Source organism: Adhaeribacter rhizoryzae (genome assembly GCF_008629685.1).
GTDB classification, from domain to species: Bacteria; Bacteroidota; Bacteroidia; order Cytophagales; family Hymenobacteraceae; genus Adhaeribacter; species Adhaeribacter rhizoryzae.
Genome location: NZ_VWSF01000033.1, coordinates 1 through 21,395 on the forward strand (window position 1 = coordinate 1; position 21,395 = coordinate 21,395).

Sequence of the window (21,395 nt, forward strand, 5' to 3'; positions counted from 1 at the left end):
GCCAAGCAGCGGAATCCTTACCCCCAAGACTCTTTACAATGGTGCTACTGGATAATAGCCCGATTAGGCGGGTGGAAACCCCACGAAAAGCAGGCGGGGGTGATTACCCTTTTGCGCGGTTGGAATTACTTCCAGCATATCTTGCACGGGTGGACCCTGGCCCAAAAATTTGTGTCCTAATCGTAGCCCTAATTTAGGGAAGGTGCCCGGAGGGCGGAAGGGTTAAGATATTCCAGAATAAAGGTAAATGCTCCTTGCGCCGGCGGAAGCAAACGAATAAAAAAGCTCAAATATTATTATAAAAAAGGTTTTAAACTAAATCTTGTAACTATCCACAACAACCCAATTAATACGGCCTGTAGCTGGTTGCACTTCGTACTTTAAGATCATGTAACCACCTTGGTGCCCATCTTCGAAGTAGGCCAGGGCATAGCGTTCGTTTAATATTTGTATATCCCGGATAGCCATAGTGCCGCCCAGGGTACCTTTTTGTGGGACAATATTTTGCTGATTTTCGGTTAAGTTTGTCTTTAAATCGGCTTCCGGGTTTTTTAACCCTTTGGCTTTTAACCGGTTTATTTCACTGGTGCTTAATTTACCAAGTGTGCTGGGGCTAACAACTACTTCGGGTTCTTTATTAAGGGTAGTATCTTTTATGCCGTTTTGTTCAACTTTCTTTTGCAGTCCGTAAATCATCGAATCACGATCAAGCACCCGCCGGTTGGCTAAAGTTAATTGTCTTTGTGTTTCAGCATATTGCCGGTAATAGTAAATGGCCAGAAATAAACTAAAGGCGCAAAACAGCAGGAATATTATATTCTTCATAGCTATAATTTGTTTAAACTCAAAAGAGCCTGCTTTTAATTAAAACAGGCTCTTTTAAGTTTTCTTAATGCTTAAATTAAATAGTAGTATTAATATCAAACGATTCGAGGTAATGCGCTACCCGCTGCACAAACATACCGCCCAGCGAACCATCTACTACCCGGTGGTCGTAGGAGTGCGACAAAAACATGAAGTGCCGGATACCAATTAAATCGCCTTCGGGGGTTTCGATAACGGCTGGTTTCTTCTTGATAGCGCCCAAAGCCAGAATAGCTACCTGTGGTTGTACAATAATGGGCGTACCCATTACATTACCAAAAGTACCTACGTTCGAAATAGTATAGGTACCATCCGATAAATCATCGCCGGTAAGTTTGTTTATACGGGCGCGGTTAGCCAAATCGTTTACTTTTTTAGCTAAACCATTCAGGTTCATTTGGTCGGCGTTTTTAATTACCGGCACAATCAGGTTACCGGATGGTAGCGCTACGGCCATACCAATATTAATATCACGTTTTTTAATAATATTATCTTCTTCCACCGAAACGTTTATCATTGGGAAGTCTTTAATGGCTTTAGCTACAGCCTCAACAAATATGGGGGTAAACGTGAGCTTTTCACCTTCCCGTTTCTGGTAAGCATCTTTGTGCCGGTTACGCCACAATACCATATTTGTAACATCGGCTTCTACAAACGAAGTAACGTGAGCCGATATCCGTTTACTTTCTAACATGCGCTGCGCTATCATTTTGCGCATCCGGTCCATTTCAATTACTTCGGCGTTACCACTTACCGATACGGCTGGTTTAGGCGCTGCTGTAGCTGGTGCCGATGTTGGTTTTTGCGTTACCGACACTTCTGTTTGCGACGCTGATGGGGCAGGAGCGGATTCCGATTGGGGAGCTTTCCGGTTTTCCAGGTAAGCCATTATATCGTGTTTTGTTACGCGGCCTTCTAAACCGGTGCCGGGTACCTGGTCCAGTTCCCGCATGGCAATACCTTCCTGGCGGGCAATATTCATTACTAACGGCGAATAAAACCGGCCTTCGGTTATTCCCGTGTGGGTGGCTGCCGGGGTTGGCTCAGGTGCTGACGCTAGTTCTGTTTCGGGTTCTGGTTCCGGGCTTGGTTGGGGCGCAGGAATTGCTGCCGTTTGCGGTTCCTTATCGGTATTTACCGGAGCCTGCAGGTTGGCCTGGGTAATGTGGGCAGCCGGGTTTACCAATGTATCACCTTCTTCCGTTTCGATAATAGCAATGGGTTTGCCAATGGTTATTACTTCGCCTTCCTGGGCCAATATTTCGTGTAATTTGCCGGCGTGAATAGCCGGTACTTCGGTATCAACTTTATCGGTGGCTACTTCCAGCACCGATTCATCTTCTTCAATATTATCACCAACTTTTTTAAGCCATTTCAGAATGGTGCCCTCCATGATACTTTCTCCCATTTTGGGCATCAACATTTCAACCAGTGCCATTTATATTTGGTTTAGAGTTTAGTTCTTCTTGTTCCGCATACGGTTTTAAAGAAAAGTGCGGGTCCGGAAACAGACCAAAGGTATAAAAAATAAAATATTCTTATACCCCCATTATTTGCTGCCTTACCAGGTTTAAAGCGGTATACGTTGTATATTCGATATTTAGCAGCCGTTCTTTGTTATAAAATATTTTTTTGGCTACAGTTTTTTCGGCATCGGCGTAAGCTACCCAAATGGTGCCAACGGGCTTTTCGGGCGTGCCGCCGCTGGGGCCGGCAATGCCGCTGGTGGCAACACCAATATCGGTGTTCAGGAGTTTACGCACATTAGCCGCCATTTGGCTTACTACTTCTTCGCTCACCGCGCCGTATTGCGCCAAATCATCGGCGCTTACGCCCAACTGATTTATTTTTACATGATTGTGATAGGCCAGCACACTGCCCATAAAATATTCCGAAGAGCAGGCAATACTAGTAAGTTTATGCGCCAGGTGGCCGCCCGTACAGCTTTCGGCGGTGGCAATGGTAAATCCTTTTTCTTTAAGTAAACGGCCTAAAGCTTCTTCCAGGGGTACTTCGCCGAGCGCAAATATATGTTCGGGAATCAAGGACTGTAATTTTTGCACTTGCGCATCCATTTGTTCTTCCAGGTTAGTAGCGCTGGTAGCCCGGCCGGTTAACCGTAACCGCACCCCAGATAACGATGGCAAATAAGCAAGTTTAATATTGGGCGGTAAAGCTTCTTCCCAATCAGCAATCCGGTCGGCCAGGAAAGATTCGCCTAAACCAACAGTTTGAATTACCCGATGAACTATCTGCGTTTTATTAGAACGTTTTTGCAATTCCGGTAAAACAGTATCCAGCATAATGCGCTTCATCTCGAATGGTACCCCCGGCATCGAAACAAATATTTTACCTTCTTCTTCGAACCACATACCTGGCGCAGTACCTAAAATATTGGGTACGGGCTTACAGTTGGCGGGTAATAATGCCTGCTGGCGGTTCAGTTCCGTTAGTTCGCGTCCGCGAGATCGAAATAATTCGGTAACGTGCTGCAAAGAGCCTGCATCTAATATTAACTGGGTGTTAAAGTACTTACAAAGCGTGTGTTTGGTTAAATCATCTTTGGTAGGGCCTAAGCCGCCGGTTATTAATATTACATCGCTTTGGGTTTTTACATCATCCAGCGTTTTTAAGATGTGCTCGGTGTTATCCGAAATAGAAGTAATTTGCCGGACTTTTATGCCAATTTTGGCTAATTCGGTGCCTAGCCAGGCCGAATTGGTGTCTACAATCTGGCCATAGAGGATTTCGTCTCCAATGGTAATAATATCAGCAAGCATTTATTTGTTTTTTGGTTCGATTTATGCAGAAACAGTAATATTACAGCTCAAAATTAATAGTAAGATTTTATGAAGAACTACCTGGTACCCGCTTTGTTTTTTATTGCCATGGGTTTGTTTTCCTGTGCCACTACTTCTCAGGGTATACAAATTCCGCCTTCAGTTAGCGATGCCGTGCTTAAAAACGTGCCGGTTTCGGATGCCGAAGTTGCCAGTGGCTTAAAAGAAGCATTATCTATTGGTATTTCCAAAGGCGCTACCACTGCTTCCCAAACCGATGGATATTTTAAAAATTCTTTAATCCGGATTCCTTTTCCGCCAGAAGTAAAAAAGGTAGAATCTACCTTACGGACAGTAGGCATGGGTAGTTTGGTTGATGATTTTGTTTTATCGCTGAACCGGGCCGCCGAAGATGCCGCCCAGAGTGCCAAACCTATATTTTTAGATGCCATTAAAAAATTGACTATCCGGGATGTGTGGGGAATATTAACCGGCGGAAAGGATGCCGCTACGCAATACCTGAAACGTACAACCAGCGAAGAATTAACCGCTGCTTTTACCCCCCGTATTCAAACCTCCTTGGAGAAAGTAAATGCAACTAAATATTATACCGATATTATTACGGCTTACAACCGGATTCCGACGATGCAACGCGTAAACCCCGACCTGACCGGCTATGCCACCGAAAAAGCCATTGACGGGTTGTTTTTACTCGTTGCCCAGGAAGAAGCAAATATTCGGGAAAATCCGATTGCGCGCACTACCCAACTATTAAAAAGGGTTTTCGCGAAGCAAGATTAATTGTAATTCCTCTTTTATTCTTTAAAAAGGCACTGGCGTAAGTTGGTGCCTTTTTTATTTTCTGGCAGGTATATGAAATTTCAACCACATCTAATGTAGGGGCGCTAGTGTCAGGCAATAAAGAAATAGCTTTAGATAATATAAAGATTAGTCTGTAAATAATTAAATAATTAAGTTTTATATAGGAATTATTATGTACATTTCAGCATACTAGTATTACTATGAAATATTTTTCCTTAATGCTCCTGGTTCTATTTCTTTTCGTTTGCTCTGTAATACGGGCCCAAACAACCGAAAAAGAAAATAATAAAGAACTGTATAAATTATTTGCTTCTTATAGTGAAGAAGAATTAAAGCTCTTTCCCATGCAGGCCACCTCCCGGGGCGACAACCGCTATAATGATTTATTACCCGCCACCTTTACCGATAATTATCAATTTGAACTGAAAGCCTTTAATACAAATTATTTAAACGCGTTGTCCAAATTCAAAAGAGCGGACCTGAATGAAAATGACCGGCTTAGCTATGATATATTTAAATGGAGCCTTAACATGAATGTAGAAGGGCTTAATCAGAAAAACAACCGCCTGCCCTTTGACCAATCTGTTTTTAGCTTTCCTTTACAATTTGCTCAATTGGGCAGTGGCACCGTAACACAACCCTTCAAAACCGTAAAGGATTACCATAATTGGATTAGCCGCGCAACCGCTTTTTCTGCCTGGGCCGACAGTGCCATTGTTTATTTTAGAAAAGGGATGGACGAGGGCATCGTACTGCCCAAAGCATTGGTAACCAAGATGATTCCGCAGATGGAGAGTTTTGTCACGGCTGATGCTACCAAGAGTGTATTCTATGGCCCAATCACTAATTTACCTCAAGATTTCAGTGCTGCCGAAAAGCAGCAACTAACCACGGCTTATATAAAACTGATTAAAGAGCAGCTCGTGCCGGCTTATAAAAAGCTCCATGCTTTTTTACAGAACGAATATTTGCCCAAAGCCAGAACCACTAGTGGTTTAAGCACTTTACCCGGTAGCGCGGCCTGGTACAATTACCAAGTACGCTTGATGACCACTACGGATAAAACGGCCACTGAAATATATACCACCGGTCTGGCGGAAGTAAAAAGAATCAGAGCCGAGATGGAGAAAGTAAAAAACTCGGTGGGCTTTAAAGGTGATTTAAAAGCTTTTTTTGAACACCTGCGCACCGACCCTAAATTCTTCCCCTATAAAACCCCGGAAGAAGTATTAACAGCTTACCGGGCTATCCAGCAGAAGATTGACCCAAACCTGTCCAAAATGTTTCGGCAAACGCCTAAAACTTCTTTTGAAATACGGCAGACAGAAGCCTTCCGGGCCGCTTCCGCCGCGGCGCAGTATAATGCTGGTTTAACTGATGGGAGCCGCCCAGGTATATTTTACGTTCCGATTGTAGATGCTACCAAACAAAGTTATGCCCGGGAAAGCCTTTTTATTCATGAAGCTATTCCGGGTCATCATTACCAGATTATGTTGCAGCGTGAAAATAAAAGTTTACCAGATTTTAGACGCTTTGGTCAATTTATTGCTTATTTGGAAGGCTGGGGATTGTATAGTGAAAGTTTAGGAAAAGAATTAGGCTTATACACAGACCCTTATCAGCAGATAGCTGCTCTGGGAGATGAAATCCACCGGGCCATCCGGCTGGTAGTTGACCCAGGCCTGCATAGCAAGGGCTGGACCAGAGAAAAGGCGATTAGTTATATGCTGGAAAATGAACCCATGTCGGAACAGGAGGTTACGGCGGAAATTGAAAGGTACATGGCTATGCCGGGCCAGGCCCTCGCTTACAAAGTAGGGGAGTTGAAACTGCAGGAACTAAGAAAGAAATATACCAGGCAATTAGGCGTGGCTTTTAATCTGGCCGACTTTCATGAGCAAGTGTTGAAAGATGGTGCCATGCCCCTTGGCATACTGGAAAAAAAAATTGATGAATGGGCGAAACGGCAAAAGAAATAAATATTAGCGGTTTGTCTTTGTACATTCTTGCCCTTTAGGTTTGCCCAAAGTAGTTACAGCTCAAAGCCAAATACTTTATGAAAAAATATGTGTAGGCATTAATGCTCTTCTTTGTCTGTAAAGATGCAATCGGACAAACTAGCGCTCTTGATGTAAGTCTTGTACAACTGAATAAGCAAAATAAGAGTGCAAAAGCACCGGCCGACACTATCGTACTAATGCCTATTGCTCTCTTCAACGGTATTCATTATTAATATTGGAGTTGATATTTTTCAATAACACCATGGTAGTTAGTTTGCTGACTGGCCCAACACTTTTGAGGGTGCTTTATTACGGTTATTGATGCGGCACGAGCTTCTTCCCGGATGCTCTTGCACCATGTAGGAAATTTAATAACTTAGCCCCTAGAGAAACGCAAAATCACTCTTCATGAAAAAAGAAATCTATTTTGTCTTAGCATTCCTTTCTGTGGTAGGCGGCTGTTCCGACAATACTTCCACCAGGGTACAGGATTCAAATAACAGTCAACGGGTGGAGGCGCCTAACCCTATAAGCGAGGATAAGACCAAGCAGGTACTCGATCACCATTGGGACGCTTTTACCCAGAATAATATGGAAGCCGTAATGGCTGATTATACCGAAGAGTCAGTTTTAATTACGCCCGATGCAACATTTAAAGGGTTAGATGAAATCCGGAAGAACTTTGAAAATGCTTTCATCACCTTCCCCAGAGATATAACTTCCTTTCAATTAAATAAATCCGTAGTTGATAGGGATGTGGCCTATATTCTTTGGCAAGCCAAAACGCCTACCCTTAATCTCTCTTACGCCACCGACACCTTCGTTATTAGAGACGGAAAAATTATTCGCCAGACCTATGCCGGAGTTGCTAAAGATTAACCTGTAGCCCTGGAATTATAGATGGTGCTAATACAGTTTTCCCTGTTTTCATATGCGATTTAATGGATTGAATATTTAAGAAGGTGGTGTTTTATGTCAATGCTTCTTTACGATATTCCTTAAATAGCTTGGTCTTCCTGTTTATCTTTTGAAAGATTACATCTTTCAATGCCTAAGAGCTAACTCTCTTTATAAGCCTAAGTTTGCTCCCGGCCGCGGGGCCCCGTTTGGTCATTCGGGCTGTTGATATTTCTTTTCCTCGTACCTCGGAATGCTAAAGCACCACAACCTTAGAAGGTCCTCATCGCCCAAACTGCTGTAGTTTGCTCCGTAGCTACTGCTTTTCTAAGCCTAAATTATTGTTAATAATTAACAAGCCATCTCAACAAAGCAAATCCGCAACTTTCCGGTTCGGCCGAGTTCCTTCCCTAATTTAGGGAAGGTGCCCGGAGGGCGGAAGGGTTAGAGCTACTCCAGCAGAAAAGCCGCACCGGCAAAAGCTAAACAGGTCGCAGAAGTACTACAGCTTACCAAATTGTACTGAATACACAACAAAGAACTTTAATTTTAAAATAATGCCTGAACAGCCTTCCTACGGAATATTGATTATTTGAATTGGTATTATATTGTATCTTACAATTTAAAGTAAAGCCCTAACTACAATGACTAGTTAGGGCTTTATTAAATATTCAAAAATATACTATATCTGAACTTTATTTAAGCTTAGCGTTCTACTACCAGGCGTTTAGAGGAAATACCTTTGTCTGTAATGAGCCTGAGTAAATAAATACCTTTAGAGTATCTAGCTACATTTATTTTGAGTTCAACTGTTTTATCAGCTGCAGCTTTTCCGGTAGCAAGAGTTTTTACTTTGGCACCCCGAATATCATACAACTCTAAGCTATACGCGCCAACTGGTAAATGTAAAGCTATAGTAGTATGGTTTTGGGTAGGATTAGGATAAACAGCTAAGCCGCTTACTTCTTCGGCAAACGTCTCTGTTAAAGTTGGCTTTTTGGTTGTAGTTAAGTGGGTTGTACCTGGTTCAAGTACTTGCACGGTTAAGGTTGCAGTTCGGCCAAAAGCATCGGTTACCACTACCGTATAAGTACCGGCGGCCAGGTTGGTTAAATCTTCGGTGGTGGCGCCATTGCTCCAGCGGTAAGTAGCCGGTACTACTCCGCCCATTACACTTAAATCAATAGACCCATCCTGCTGGCCTGTTCCGGAAACATTAATAGGCGAAGCAGCTAAAGTTAAAGGGCCATTTTTACGACCAACGTATACCGTAGTAGTGGCCGTGCAGCCTTTGGCATCGGTTACCGTTACGACGTACTTGCCCGGCGATGCAGCCGGAATATCCTGGGTAAAGAGCCCGGCATTCCAGCGGTAAGTATAAGGCGCGGTACCACCACTAACGCTTAAATCTATAGAGCCCGCTCCAGAAAAAGCACCCCACATGCCGTACCAGGGTTCGGCTTGCGTAACTTTAGAGGTAAGCACTAATGTGCAAGCTAAGTCCTTTATGGTAAGATTAACGCCATTGTCGGTGCCCACTACTACCGGATCATAACTTACTACCCTGATGCGATAATTATTTCCTGCCGGCGTATTAGCCGGAATAATGGCATCTATTGTACCGGACGTTGTACCCGCAATTGTTCCTATGTCTATCGGCGCATTAAAATTACCGGCGGCATCCGATAATTGGGCGGTAAAAGTGTTCCACGAACGGAAATTCCCGTTAGCGGCAAAAGGAACTGCAATGGCCTGGCCTTTACTGAAAACATTCCCGGACAAAGCAGACGTAGCGACTAAGCTTTGCGGTACAAAAGAATAAGAAATATCATCTATGGCAACACCTCTAATGGCAATACCTGAACCTGATCCCGAACCGCCACTATTAGCATATCTTGACTTTAAATAAGCTAGTTCTGTTACGCCATCTGAATCATAAACTCTGCCTTCAATAAACCCTGGAATAAAAGTTACTTCCAGCCGATACCATTTACCGGGTTGGGTATTAAATTCTGCCGCTGCCAATTGCTGCCAGGAATAATCTAAATACCCTGGAATAGAATGAAACGATATTCTATTGCCTCTTAATCCAAAGTAATAAGTCTGTAAATAAGATGATAAAAATCCCAGAGAGGCATTATCCTTCGCCCACATCGAAATTTTGTCTCCGGTCGCACCAATCGAAACATCAGTTCTTTGGGCCCAATCACCAATACTAATTCCATAATTACCAGAATGTGCCGCAGCAGAATTAAGGGTTCCGCTTACAGTACCAATATCGCCGGGAGCACTCCACGGTGACCAGGGCCAGGAATTTGATTGCTCAAAATCTTCCAGTATTTGCCACGAAATATTAGCCGGCGAAGCAATAACATGCAGGTCAGCGCCATTGTTAGAAACAATTACCCCTGCATTGGAATCTATTACCCGGATGCGGTACCCGGAGCCCGGAGGAGTGTTAGCCGGAATAGTGCCGCTGAACTGAAAATAGTTGCCGGAGTAGCCTAAAGAAGTACCAATATTTACCGGTGAACTAAAACTTCCCGTAGCATCGGATAACTGAGCAATAGGTTTACCTTTTACCTGGTAGTTGTTTGCTTTTACATTAGTCATCAGCTTTTGACCAGCGTAAAAAATGCTACTCGACAAAGAAAGAACCGGCGTGGCAGTAGCAGTGCCTAGTTGTACAGCTGCCTGAACTGGCACGGCGCTATCGGTAGTAGTTCCATTCCCCAGTTGACTGTAACGATTAGAGCCCCAGGCATAAACACGACCATCCGACTTAAGAGCCAGAGAATGAAAAAGTCCTCCCGCAATATCAGTTATGTCCGAAAGTCCTATTACCTGTACCGGTGTGTAATTAGATTTTGAAATACCATCATAACCCCAGTTATAAACTGTTCCATCCGATTTAATGGCTAAGGAATGCGATGAGCCTGCAGCAATAGCCCTTACACCTGACAAGTTAATAACCTTCACTGGTACTTGGCTACTTATGTTTGTGCCATTACCCAATTCTCCAGATTGGTTGCCGCCCCAAGTGTATACCGTACCATCTGATTTTAGGGCTATAAAATGATTATAGCCACTAGCAATAGCAGCAACTTGAGATAGGGTGTTTACTTTCTGGGGCACTGCCGTGACCGAAGCTCCCCAGAAATACACTGTACCATCTGATGTAAGCGCTAAAGAATGGTTAGAGCCAGCGGAAATGGCAATAACTTCTGAAATTCCCACCAGTAAGGGTGTTGAACTGGAAAATGCCTCATACTTATCATTAAATATACCTGTTCCTAACTGACCATCACCACCGAATCCCCAGGCGTAAACAGAACCATCTGATTTTAAGGCTAAGGAATGGGATAGACCAACCGCTATGGCGGTTATTCCGGAAAGGCCGGCCACTTGCTGTGGTAAAACCTTGTTGTTCTCTCCCCAGGAATACACATTGCCTTCTGCATCTAAAGCCAGCGCCCGGTAGCGTCCGGTAGCTACGCTTACAATTTTTTTTCCGGCCAGAGCGCCGGACGCCGAAATATCAACGGGGGTTGTACTGCTAGCAGTACCATTTCCCAACTGGTCGTTAGGTCCAGAGCCCCAGCCATAAACTTTTCCATCGGCCGATACGGCATAGGAACTTTCGCTCAAAGCGCCGCCGCCCTGGGCTAAAGATTGGGCAAACAGCAATTGCCCCGAGGTAAAGAAACACAACAAGATTGCTAAATCAAAGAATATTAAATTTTGTAGCGATTTTTTAATATTTAAGGTAAATGCATTAAAACTGAGTAAAAATTTTATTTCCATATAATATATTAAATAGAGGTAGAAAAATTTGAATTAACTAAATTATGAGGGGTGACAAAAGCCTGTAAAATATTGCTTTTTACATATTAACAGCTTTGCCAAACTATCTTAACCATCTCTGATTGAAGCAGGAGGAGCATTAGGAGACATGTTTTTGTAATTATAGTTGTATTTTTAAATAGGCGTGAAGTAATTCTCTATTTAGCCAGAATAGTTACTTCTTAAGTAGTAAACAAGTATTAATGCAAATTATGGAATATGTTATAATTAGCAATTAAATATTTAAATATTTTAATAAAAAATATTGTATTTCTATTAGCTAGTATTTAAAAGGGAATTTATTTATAATGCTTATTTATCTTACTTTTCGCAGAAAGTCTATTTAATAACCGGGATTACTTTGATTATTTGCAAGTTCGCTGTTTCTAATAAGCAATATTCAGATAGGTTGCTTTTAAAAACAGAGCAATAGAGTTATTAATAGTCATGCAATAAGCTGGTGTTTACAAAGCCGCCATCATCACTTCTTGGGATATGCAAAATAGCTATAGAAATATATCCATTTGCTATATGAGCTTATGTTCCCTTGCCCCAATGGGAAAGTGCCGTATAGTTTGCAGCCATGTTATAGTAATGGCGAAACCTGGCGTGCGGTTAATTGGGTAGAACAGCAAATTACCGAAGGCATGATTAACTACTTTGGTGAGATACTGTATCAATATTGCGGTATTTCTCCTTCCGATTCTTTGTTGTTTACTTATTATCGGTTAGCGCAAAAATATAATTTACCGGTTGGTATTCACACAGGAGGGGCCGGGCCCGATCATGGCAGCCCAGACATTAAAATGGAGATGGGTAAACCTTTGTTAATGAAAGCTGTGCTAACTCTCTTTTAAAAGTTAAAAGTTTGAATTATGCACAGCGGTGATCAGTAAACTAAAGAAACAATCAGCATCATGAAAGAAAACAAACAGGTGTATGCTGATATATCGGTTATTTCCAATCCAGATATTCTGCCCCCGGAGAAATTCTCCGTTATTATGAAAGCATTTCTGGACGCTGAACTTGCAGATTGCTTAATGTTTGGCACCGATAACGGCGATATAGCAAAAGTGATCAGCGCAGTTGAGTCACTTACGTTTATGTCAAAAAAGCAGAAAAAGAAGGTATACTATCAGAATGCCGAACAATTCTTTGGGCGTATAAAAAAATTAAATTATTATGAAACCACTTCTCATGTATTTGCCTTGCCGGGCCAGTTGTGAAAAATACCGTGTCCAAGGCTAAGCCATCCGGCAATCATAAACAATCCGCCAATAGGAGTAATGGCACCCAGCCAGCCAATATTGGTGAGGCAAAGAATATACAACGAACCGGAAAATATGAGCAAGCCAATCGTAAAAAATAAACCAGCCAGGCGCAGCGGTTTAGCCGGTATATGAAACAGCAAAGCACCGGTTAGCAGTAAAGCCAGCGCGTGATATAGGTGGTATTTAACGGCTGTTTCAAACGTATCGGCCCGGTTGTAGCTTTCCAGTAAAGTAGCTAAGCCGTGCGCACCAAAAGCCCCAATCATTACTCCCAGGGCACCAAATAATGCTCCGGCTATTAATATTCCTTTATGCGACATTTTTTATTTAGCGTAGTTTCTGGCCCCAAATATAGAACTTCCTACCCGAATCATGGTGCTGCCTTCTGCAATAGCCAACTGATAATCGGAACTCATACCCATTGATATTTCTTTAAAAGCTGCCTTATCCGGGAAAAAAATGGTTTTTAGTTCTTCGAAACATTTTCTTAAATATCGGAATTCTTTGCGCAATTGGGTTTCGGAAGAAGTGTTGGTGGCAATACCCATTACCCCGGTAATATTTACGTGCTGCATGGCCTTAAATTCTTCTGATTGCAGCAAAGCTTTAGCTTCTTCCGGCGATAAACCAAATTTACTTTCCTCTTCGGCAATATATATCTGCAGCAAACAATTTATTCCGCGTTCGTGTTTAGCCGCTTGCTTTTCTATTTCCTGCAATAATTTTAAACTATCTACCGATTGTATAGTGTGCACGAACGGCGCAATATATTTTACTTTGTTGGTTTGCAGGTGCCCGATTAAATGCCACTCAATATCTGCTGGCAAAGTTTCTTGTTTAGAAACTAGTTCCTGCACTTTATTTTCCCCGAAAACTTTTTGACCGGCTTCATAGGCTTCCAGAATGGCTTCGTTGGGCTGCGTTTTGGAAACCGCAATTAACCGGCAATTGGTATTTTTAAGTATTTCCTGAAACTCGGCAATATTTTGGGCAATCGACATAATGTTTTATGTTTTATGTGGTACTTTTTACGTTGTCCGCTTTAAATATTATTAGGTGTTAGTCTAAGTTTAAAGGAGAGGCAGATCGCCAGGTAATGCATCGAAATTTAAACTTTAATATTCCTTTTCTCTTTAAAATCTAAAAATTGTGTAAAAGTAATGTTTTTGATAGAATTTGGCTGCTTCAGCCCAATCTTAGCAAATAAAGCCTTGACTTTGCCACGTACAAAGTATCACGTAAAACGTACCACATCCTAATCTTCTAAGGCATTAGCTAAAAAAGTACTTTTTAGAAACAGCCAGATCAAAAAAAGTAAAATGGCCCATTTTAAATAAACCTGGTAATAATCCTGGGTGTTGCGGAAGCGGCTTTCTTTTATTTCGGCTTTCTCCAAACGATTAATGCGCTGAAAAACTAACTCCAGGGAGTTTTTATCAGAGGCGCGGTAAAAAGCGCCAGTAGCCGTTTGGGCAATTTCGCGTAGCGTGGTTTCATCGAGGCGGGTTTGCATATAATTTACCTGACCGTTCTCCTCTTGAAAAGGTACGATGCCGTCTTTACCTATGCCAATGGAGTAAATTTTAATATTAAAACCAAAGGCCAGTTTAGCGGCCGTAGCCGGGTCAATGTTGCCGGCTGTATTTTCGCCGTCGCTAATTAAAATAATTACTTTAGATTTAGTTACGGATTCGCGCATCCGGTTAATGGCCACGCCTAAAGCGCTGCCAATGGCCGTACCATCGTTTGAAATTAAGCCAAGCTTAACCGATTTGATATTTTCGCGCAACAAATTATAATCGGAGGTAAGCGGGGTAAGTGAGTAGGCGTCGCCGGCAAAAACCACCAGCCCAATACGGTCCTGGGCACGGCCGTTAATAAAATTAAGGGCGACTTCTTTGGCCGCTTCGAGGCGGTTGGGTTTAAAATCCTGTAACTCCATCGAGCCCGAAGTATCCAGCACCAGCATAATATCAATACCTTCGGAATATTGCGTTATCAGCTCATCGGTGCGCTGCGGACGGGCCAGCGCTACCAGCACCAGCATAACGAAAGCTATCAGGTAAATATCCGGAATAAACCGCAGCAAACTGCTCCAGTGCCAGGTAATGCCACCCTTAAAAAAAGCAATTTCGAGTTTCCGGCGCACGTCTAAAGCCAGCAGCCAGCGTATGATTAAAAGCAGCGGCACAGCCGGAATAAAATACAAAAATATTGGTTCGGCCCATTCAAAAGAATTAAAAGTGCTGAACCGGAACCAGTCTGGGTTAATCCAATTGAACAGGGTTTTCAGGGGTTGCAGCATATTTAGTTAAATCTTTTACAAATTCGTAACGTCGGTCGGCGAAATGGTGGAGCAGGAAAAAAGCAATAATGGTTTCGGAAGATTTATCCGAAACAATATTGCCGTAAATGGCTTTATCGAAAAGGCGCAGGGCGGTGGTTACATCTTCGTCGTCGTTGTAGTAAGCGGCAATTTCGCGGGTGGTAAAGCTGTTAATGGCATTGCCTTCGAGGTTAGTTAAATAATTTTTCCAAAGGGTAATCGCCTGTTCTACAATCTGCAACGATTCTGATTTATTAAATTTTTCGATGTAGGCATTAAATTTATTAATAAAGGAATTGTGGTCTTTCTTTAAAATATACAGCCGGTATTGAATAATAATTTTTCTGCCGAACAAAATCCAGACTAAAACCGCCACCAACACCAAAATGCCGGAAGCAATAAGCCAGTAAGCAAAATTAACCCGTTCGGGAATAGGGGCCAGTTGGGTTTGGGCTTTTAACTGGGCTAAGTTGGCGGGCCCTTTTACCAATTGCTTCAGGTATATTTCGGCGGGTTGGGCTTTAATTTGGAGGGTATCCTGGTTTTGCAGTTTAAAAATTGGCAAAGCCAAGGTTTGTACCGGCGCAATACTAAAGGTGCGCAACGTATAAACCACGCTGTCGCGACTAAGGTTATTGCGGGTGCGTGTCGGGAAATATTGCCGGCTTACAAATTCAAAAGGAGCAAAGTTATAGGTAGAATCCGGAAAAATAATTTCTTCGGTGGCGGGGTGGCGGTAATAAAACAAGAAATTTATTTCCTGCCCTATTTTAACAGAGTCGTCCTGAAACAAGCCCTGCGGCAAATTAGATTCGGGGGTTTGTGCCAGGCCAAATAGCGGCAAGAGCGTTATAAAAAAGAATATTTTCTTAAGCACTCTTCCTGATTTTATTCCGGAGCCTGAACAAATTAACCAGTTGGGGCACATAATCATCGTCGGTGTTAATGGCCAGATAATTGGCTTTTTGCTTCCGGCAAATTTTAACAATTTTTTCCTGGTTTTGGGCATTGGTAGCCAGGTACGTTTCCTGGAAATGCGCCGATGAGGTATTTACCCAAACAGTACGGCCGGTTTCTTTATCCAACAAAGGAATAATACCCATGGGTGGCAAGGCTTTTTCCCGCTTATCCATTAAATGAATAACCACTAAATCGTGTTTGCGGGCCAGCATGCTCATTTCACGTTCGTAATTTAAATCTATAAAATCCGAAATTAATAAAATCAGGCTCCGGCGCTTTATCAGGTTTAAAGCTTGCTTAATGCCGCCGGCTAAATCGGTTTTATCGGAAGCTGGCGTTAACTCAAACAAGGCTTTAATCATCGAAAAAGCATGATCGTTGCCCCGGCCGGGTTTTATATATTTTTCTTTCTGGTCGGAGATGCAAACCATGCCGATCTGGCTGGTTTGGCGGGCCGCTGCCAGCGCCAGTACGCCGCAAATTTCTTTACCCACGTTTATTTTTTGCTGCCCCTCCGGACCAATGGCTTGCGACGCGCTCACGTCCAGAATCAGAAAAACTGATTGTTCTTTTTCTTCTTTGTAAGTTTTAACAAAGGTACCGTGGCCTTTGGCCGATACGTTCCAGTCAATAGCCCGCACGTCGTCGCCGTACTGGTAAGCCCGCACATCGTCGAACTCCAGCCCGGTACCTTTAAAAACCGAGTGGAAATCGCCGTGCATCTGGTCGTTGATTACCTTCCGAATGCGAATTTCGTATTTTTGTAATTTTTTTATTAACTCCTTCATACTAGCAGCGGGCGGCAGCGTTAATATTTTAAAATTAGTCTAAATTCTGTAATTTTCCTCCGTGAAAAACGCTTTCTTCTTACTACTTGCCAGTTTACTCTTTTATACCTGCACGTCTCCCATTAGTCCGCCGCCGCCAAATTTAATTCCGGAAAAGAAAATGACCGGTATTTTATTTGATTTACACGTGGCCGAAGCTCGGATTGAACGCATGGGCATAATGTTGGATACTGCGGCTATTTATTACAAACAACTGCAAAGCCGCATCTTAAAAAAACACGGCGTAAACGAAAAGCAATTTTACAGAAGCTACGATTATTATTTACATAACGTAAGCGAGCTGGATAAAATATACGAAAAGGTAATTGACAGCCTGACAGTGCAGGAAGTAGAATTTGACAAGCGTCAGGATACCTTACGGAAAGCACAAGATACTTTACGGGTATCAAAATAATTTAACGCCGTTGGCTACCGGGGCCGCCGGCTGCGCCAAAACCACATTCCCGCTAGCATCCGGAAAACCTGTAATTAAAACTTCAGATACATAATTTGCAATTTGTTTGGGTTTAAAATTAACAACGCAAATTACCTGCTTGCCTATTAATTCTGCGGGGGTATAATTGGCCGTTACTTGCGCACTCGATTTTTTAATGCCTAATTCGGGACCCATATCTACTTTAATTTTATAGGCCGGCTTCCTGGCCTCGGTAAATTCAGTTGCCTCCACAATGGTGCCTACCCGCAGGTCTACTTTCTCAAAATCAGTCCAGTTAATATATTCCATTCTAATTTTTATTCTTTTTCTTTTTTGCTGGTGTCAGTCAGGTTTGCTACAACCTTGGTAAAATTCAGGTGGTAATATTAGCCATACCACATACAACGCGAGAGCGGGTTTATACCGTATAACGTGTAAAAGTGCCGGTTAATGCTAAAACCAAAGCTTGCTTTGCCGGTTGTAAGATGCAGGAAACAAAACTAACCCAAAAATAAAACTATGAAAAGCAATACAGGTTCAACCCAGTCGGTGTGGATGCACGGCATAGAAATGCCTTATACTGCCGATTTAACCGAAAATATTACCTGCGATGTATGTGTGGTAGGAGCCGGCATATCGGGCTTAACAACGGCCTATTTACTCGCCAAAGAAGGTAAATCGGTGGTGGTCATCGATTCCAAAACTATTGGCGGTGGCGAAACAGGCCGCACCACGGCGCACCTTTCCAATGTTTTCGACGACCGGTATTACGTGATGAATAAATTACGCGGCGAAAAAACATCCCGCTTAATTGCCGAAAGCCACACGTATGCCATCCGGAAAATAGAAGAAATTGTAAAAGAAGAAAATATTGACTGCGACTTTGAACGCGTAAACGGTTATTTGTTTGCCCAGCCCAGCGATTCGGAAGAATATTTAGATCAGGAACTGGAAGCTGCCCGGCAATTAGGTTTTCAGGATTTGGTAAAGCTGCAAAAATGCCCGGTACCGTCCTTGTCAGAAGGGGCGTGTTTGTGTTTCCCGAACCAGGCTATTTTTCATCCGCTCCAATATTTGGCCGGCCTAAGCCAGGCAATATTAAATAATGAAAAATGCGCTATATTCACTTATACCCACGCACAGGAATTTTCTTCGGAAAACGAGCTAAAACAGGTGAAAACCGCCGAAGGCTACACCATTACAGCCAATCAACTGGTGGTTGCCACCAATACTCCAATTAACGATCGGGTTACTATCCATACCAAACAGGCGCCGTACCGTACTTACGTAATTGGGGTAAAAATATTGAATGATGCCGTACCCAATGCTCTTTATTGGGATAATTCCGATCCTTACCACTACATCCGGTTAGTGAAAGACCGGCACCCAGATAGTTTAAACGCCGGCGAAGACGGTTACAATGTAATGATTGTAGGCGGCGAAGATCATAAAACCGGGCAGGAGCAAAGCGAGCAGGAGCGGCTGGATTGCCTGGAACAATGGATACGCGAAAAATTCCCAATGGCCGGCGATGTGGTATACCGTTGGTCGGGGCAAGTAATGGAACCCACCGACTACGTGGCTTTTATTGGCCGCAACCCCGGCGATGATAATGTTTATATAGCCACCGGTGACTCAGGACAAGGCATGACCCACGGTACCATTGCAGGCGTATTAATTACCGATTTAATTATGAACCGGCCCAATGCCTGGGAAGAAGTTTATGATCCGGGGCGGGTAGTTTTAAAATCGGCACCGGAGTTTATAAAAGAAAACCTGAACGTGGCGGCGCAGTACAAAGATTATGTTACGCCCGGCGAAGTGAGCGATGCCTCCGAAGTGGCACCTGGTACGGGTAATGTAATCCGGCGTGGTGCAACCAAAGTAGCCGTTTACTGCGATTTAAATGGTACGCGGCACGAAATGTCGGCGGTTTGCCCGCACCTGGGTTGTATTGTGCGCTGGAACGAGGTAGAAAAAAGCTGGGATTGCCCTTGCCACGGCTCCCGGTTTGATGCCACCGGCGAAGTTCTGGCTGGTCCGGCTCTTACGGGTTTAAGTAAGCCAGCTTAAGAATAAAAATTAAACTAAAAAGCCCACCGGTTTGGTGGGCTTTTTAGTTTATACATGCGGTTAGTTATTTCTTGCTGTTACACAAAGCCTAAGAAATATTTAACATAGCATTTTATCCTACCATCACCGTCATTCTGAAAGAATCTTATTTGCAAGTAGCCGATAAGATTCTTTCAAAATGACGATGGTCAGTGGTTTTATTTTTGCATTTTTATTTTTAGCCTATCACTGTTTACTATTTAAGCGCGTAAGTTTTGTAGCTAAAGGTCTCCAGTTCGGCTAAGCGGTTGGCTATTTTTTCTTCCCAGACTTTTTGTTGCTCATCCAGCAGGCCGTGGTTGGTTTCGGCATCGTACTGGTCTTGTTCTTTTTTCCAATCGGTAAAATATTTTTCTACAATCGGATCGAGTTTGATACGGCTGGTGCCGCAAATATTGGCCGTTTCGTTTAATTTCTGGCGGAGCAAACGGGCGTGTACTTCGGTCAGGTCGAAATGCATTTGTTCGTGGGCAAGCAATTTTTTAGACAACCGGTTTTTAGTCCAGGAATCTTTGGTAACAAACACGCATTTTACATCAAAACGCATTTGGTTACCGGTGCAATTAGCCTTCACCGCAATATTGGTAGAAGTCATGGCGTGGAGTGTTTCTTTCTCATCGGCCGGCGATTTAAAATCGTCCCAGGTTAGCCGGCGGTTATTTGTCCAGAGAATACCATGCTCTTCGTTGGCCTTAACAACAGAATTTTTTGAATCAGAAATAAATGGGTTTAGTAATAAAAGGATCAGGAGGAGCAAATTTGTTACCATGCAGTCTACACAAGTTTCTTTTTCGGAACCTAAAATATAAAAATATTCTATTCCTAAAAACTATTTTTCTAAACTTAGTTTCCTAAATCTAAAAAAAAGTAAAATAGCGGCTACTGTCAGGCCAAATAATAAGCCGGTCCAGATGCCGCTGGCACCACCATTTAAAACAAAACCAAACACATATCCAATGGGCAAAGCCACTACCCAATACGCCAGCAACGAGATCATACTGGGTATTTTTACGTCTTCCAGACCACGCAAAGCGCCCAAACCTACTACCTGCACGCCATCCGAAATCTGAAATAACGCCGCAATTATTAATAACCCACCGGCCAATTTTATAACTTCCGGATCTTTTACATACAGGTGCGGAATAAAATTATTGAGTAAAATTAATATTAAACCGGCCGAGGTCATGAACACAACGGCCATCAACAGGCTGCTGTAACCTGCCTTCTGCATTTCTGTAACCTGGCCCCGACCAAATAAATTACCTACCCGGATGGTAGCGGCGGTGGCAATGCCGCCGGCCATCATGTACGTTAAAGAAGCAATGCTAATAGCTATTTGGTGCGCCGCGAGGGCTTTGGCACCCAGCCAGCCAATCATTATAGCCGAAAAACTAAAAGCACCCACCTCAAAAGCCATTTGCAGCGAAATAGGCCAGCCCAATTTTATAATCCGGATCATGTGCTTCCCCGAAATAAATTTACGTTTCCAACGCAAGCGATAGGTTTTAAGTATTTCGGCATTTAGCACAAAATAACCCATAATAAAAGCCATTACTACGCGCGATAACATGGTAGAAATGGCCGCTCCGTTTAAACCCAGGGCCGGCGCACCCCATTTCCCGTAAATCAGCATGTAATTACCAACCACATTTAAGGCATTGGCGAATATAGAAATATACATCGACTGCTTCGTGAGCGACAAGCCTTCGGCAAATTGCCGGAACCCTTGGAATACCATTAAGGGCAGCATCGAAAAACAAAGAATATGTAAGTACGGAATAGCCAGTTCTACCACGTTTGCCGGTTGATTTAAATGCAGCAGCAACGGCGAAATCAGGTAGCCCGATAAAAAAAGCAGCAAGCCGGCGGCGCTACACACCAATACGCTGTTTATCATAAGCAGCGAAATGCGTTTTTTATTATTGCGGCCGTGCGCACCAGCAACCAGGGGCGTAATGCTTAAAGATAAGCCCATGCCAAATACCATAACTACAGTAAAAATACTGTTGCCCAGCGAAGCCGCCGCCAGCGGCAACGTACCGGTCCGGCCCACCATAATGCTATCTACTACGCTAACTAAAATATGCCCAAGCTGGCTTAAAACCACCGGATAGGCCAAAAAGAAGTTTTCGCGGAAATGTGTTTTGTAATCAGAAGAAAGCATAAGGTGGCTTTTGAATTGGGGTTGCAAAAGTAGTAAGCTTTTCGCAGCCACCCTAGTTTTGGTAAAGCCTAATCTTTTAAACCAGCGGCAAAT

19 protein-coding genes and 1 pseudogene are annotated in these 21,395 nt (G+C 43.1%); 8 read left to right on the top strand and 12 right to left on the bottom strand.

Translation table 11 applies throughout. The features are described from left to right. A pseudogene (locus F0145_RS26380) lies at positions 1-180 on the top strand (IS4-like element ISSysp3 family transposase); the annotation flags it as partial. A gap of 135 nt (positions 181-315) precedes the next feature. Here the strand turns inward: F0145_RS26380 and F0145_RS24470 are convergent. From F0145_RS24470 to F0145_RS24480, 3 genes are all read right to left on the bottom strand, one after another. Further along, on the bottom strand, positions 316-825 hold the full coding sequence (locus F0145_RS24470; RefSeq protein ID WP_150093016.1) for a hypothetical protein: 510 nt from the start codon (positions 823-825) through the stop codon (positions 316-318). A 76-nt stretch (positions 826-901) separates the two neighbouring features. Beyond that, positions 902-2,302, bottom strand: a complete 1,401-nt coding sequence (locus F0145_RS24475) for a dihydrolipoamide acetyltransferase family protein (protein ID WP_150093018.1) — start codon at positions 2,300-2,302, stop codon at positions 902-904. Positions 2,303-2,402: 100 nt separating this feature from the next. Further along, positions 2,403-3,644 (bottom strand): competence/damage-inducible protein A, encoded by a 1,242-nt coding sequence (locus F0145_RS24480; RefSeq protein WP_150093021.1) that lies wholly within the window; start codon positions 3,642-3,644, stop codon positions 2,403-2,405. 69 nt (positions 3,645-3,713) lie between these two features. Here F0145_RS24480 and F0145_RS24485 point away from each other — a divergent pair, with 69 nt between their 5' ends. The 3 genes from F0145_RS24485 (at position 3,714) to F0145_RS24495 (ending at position 7,345) form a co-directional block, all read left to right on the top strand. Further along, a complete protein-coding gene (locus F0145_RS24485; protein ID WP_150093023.1) occupies positions 3,714-4,445 on the top strand; it encodes a DUF4197 domain-containing protein in 732 nt (243 codons plus the stop codon). A 221-nt stretch (positions 4,446-4,666) separates the two neighbouring features. Continuing rightward, positions 4,667-6,445, top strand: a complete 1,779-nt coding sequence (locus tag F0145_RS24490) for a DUF885 domain-containing protein (protein WP_150093025.1) — start codon at positions 4,667-4,669, stop codon at positions 6,443-6,445. Between the two features lie 429 nt (positions 6,446-6,874). Then, entirely contained in the window at positions 6,875-7,345 is a 471-nt protein-coding gene (locus F0145_RS24495; protein WP_150093027.1) for a nuclear transport factor 2 family protein, read from the top strand. Positions 7,346-8,068: 723 nt separating this feature from the next. Here the strand turns inward: F0145_RS24495 and F0145_RS24500 are convergent. Continuing rightward, positions 8,069-11,167 (bottom strand): T9SS type A sorting domain-containing protein, encoded by a 3,099-nt coding sequence (locus tag F0145_RS24500; RefSeq protein ID WP_150093029.1) that lies wholly within the window; start codon positions 11,165-11,167, stop codon positions 8,069-8,071. 578 nt (positions 11,168-11,745) lie between these two features. Here F0145_RS24500 and F0145_RS24505 point away from each other — a divergent pair. Both F0145_RS24505 and F0145_RS24510 read left to right on the top strand, forming a co-directional pair. Continuing rightward, positions 11,746-12,063 (top strand): amidohydrolase family protein, encoded by a 318-nt coding sequence (locus tag F0145_RS24505; protein WP_150093031.1) that lies wholly within the window; start codon positions 11,746-11,748, stop codon positions 12,061-12,063. 60 nt (positions 12,064-12,123) lie between these two features. After that, on the top strand, positions 12,124-12,432 hold the full coding sequence (locus tag F0145_RS24510; protein ID WP_150093033.1) for an amidohydrolase family protein: 309 nt from the start codon (positions 12,124-12,126) through the stop codon (positions 12,430-12,432). On the opposite strand, the gene F0145_RS24515 is transcribed toward F0145_RS24510, so the two are convergent. The 5 genes from F0145_RS24515 to F0145_RS24535 form a co-directional block, all read right to left on the bottom strand. After that, entirely contained in the window at positions 12,402-12,797 is a 396-nt protein-coding gene (locus tag F0145_RS24515) for a DUF423 domain-containing protein (protein ID WP_150093035.1), read from the bottom strand. The genes F0145_RS24510 and F0145_RS24515 overlap by 31 nt on opposite strands. Before the next feature lie 3 nt (positions 12,798-12,800). Then, positions 12,801-13,478, bottom strand: coding sequence for a YggS family pyridoxal phosphate-dependent enzyme (locus F0145_RS24520; protein ID WP_150093037.1), 678 nt, complete (start codon positions 13,476-13,478; stop codon positions 12,801-12,803). A 254-nt stretch (positions 13,479-13,732) separates the two neighbouring features. Then, positions 13,733-14,782, bottom strand: coding sequence for a vWA domain-containing protein (locus tag F0145_RS24525; protein ID WP_150093039.1), 1,050 nt, complete (start codon positions 14,780-14,782; stop codon positions 13,733-13,735). Continuing rightward, positions 14,745-15,680 carry a hypothetical protein gene (locus tag F0145_RS24530; protein WP_150093041.1) on the bottom strand — a complete coding sequence of 312 codons (936 nt, stop codon included), beginning with the start codon at positions 15,678-15,680 and terminating at the stop codon, positions 14,745-14,747. Before F0145_RS24530 ends, F0145_RS24525 begins: the two co-directional genes overlap by 38 nt. After that, the gene (locus tag F0145_RS24535; RefSeq protein WP_150093044.1) at positions 15,673-16,551 is read right to left on the bottom strand and encodes a DUF58 domain-containing protein; all 879 of its coding nucleotides are present in this window, start codon (positions 16,549-16,551) and stop codon (positions 15,673-15,675) included. Before F0145_RS24535 ends, F0145_RS24530 begins: the two co-directional genes overlap by 8 nt. 61 nt (positions 16,552-16,612) lie before the next feature. Between F0145_RS24535 and F0145_RS24540 the strand changes: the two genes are divergently transcribed. Beyond that, positions 16,613-17,005, top strand: coding sequence for a DUF4296 domain-containing protein (locus F0145_RS24540; protein WP_150093046.1), 393 nt, complete (start codon positions 16,613-16,615; stop codon positions 17,003-17,005). Here the strand turns inward: F0145_RS24540 and F0145_RS24545 are convergent. Further along, positions 16,997-17,335, bottom strand: coding sequence for a tRNA-binding protein (locus tag F0145_RS24545; RefSeq protein WP_150093048.1), 339 nt, complete (start codon positions 17,333-17,335; stop codon positions 16,997-16,999). The two genes, F0145_RS24540 and F0145_RS24545, sit on opposite strands and share 9 nt — an antisense overlap. A gap of 210 nt (positions 17,336-17,545) precedes the next feature. Here F0145_RS24545 and F0145_RS24550 point away from each other — a divergent pair, with 210 nt between their 5' ends. After that, the gene (locus F0145_RS24550) at positions 17,546-19,099 is read left to right on the top strand and encodes an FAD-dependent oxidoreductase (protein ID WP_150093050.1); all 1,554 of its coding nucleotides are present in this window, start codon (positions 17,546-17,548) and stop codon (positions 19,097-19,099) included. A gap of 235 nt (positions 19,100-19,334) precedes the next feature. Here F0145_RS24550 and F0145_RS24555 read toward each other — a convergent pair whose 3' ends face one another. Next, positions 19,335-19,907, bottom strand: coding sequence for a DUF922 domain-containing protein (locus F0145_RS24555; RefSeq protein ID WP_150093052.1), 573 nt, complete (start codon positions 19,905-19,907; stop codon positions 19,335-19,337). Positions 19,908-19,967: 60 nt separating this feature from the next. Further along, entirely contained in the window at positions 19,968-21,302 is a 1,335-nt protein-coding gene (locus F0145_RS24560) for an MATE family efflux transporter (protein ID WP_150093054.1), read from the bottom strand. Positions 21,303-21,395: the final 93 nt, after the last annotated feature.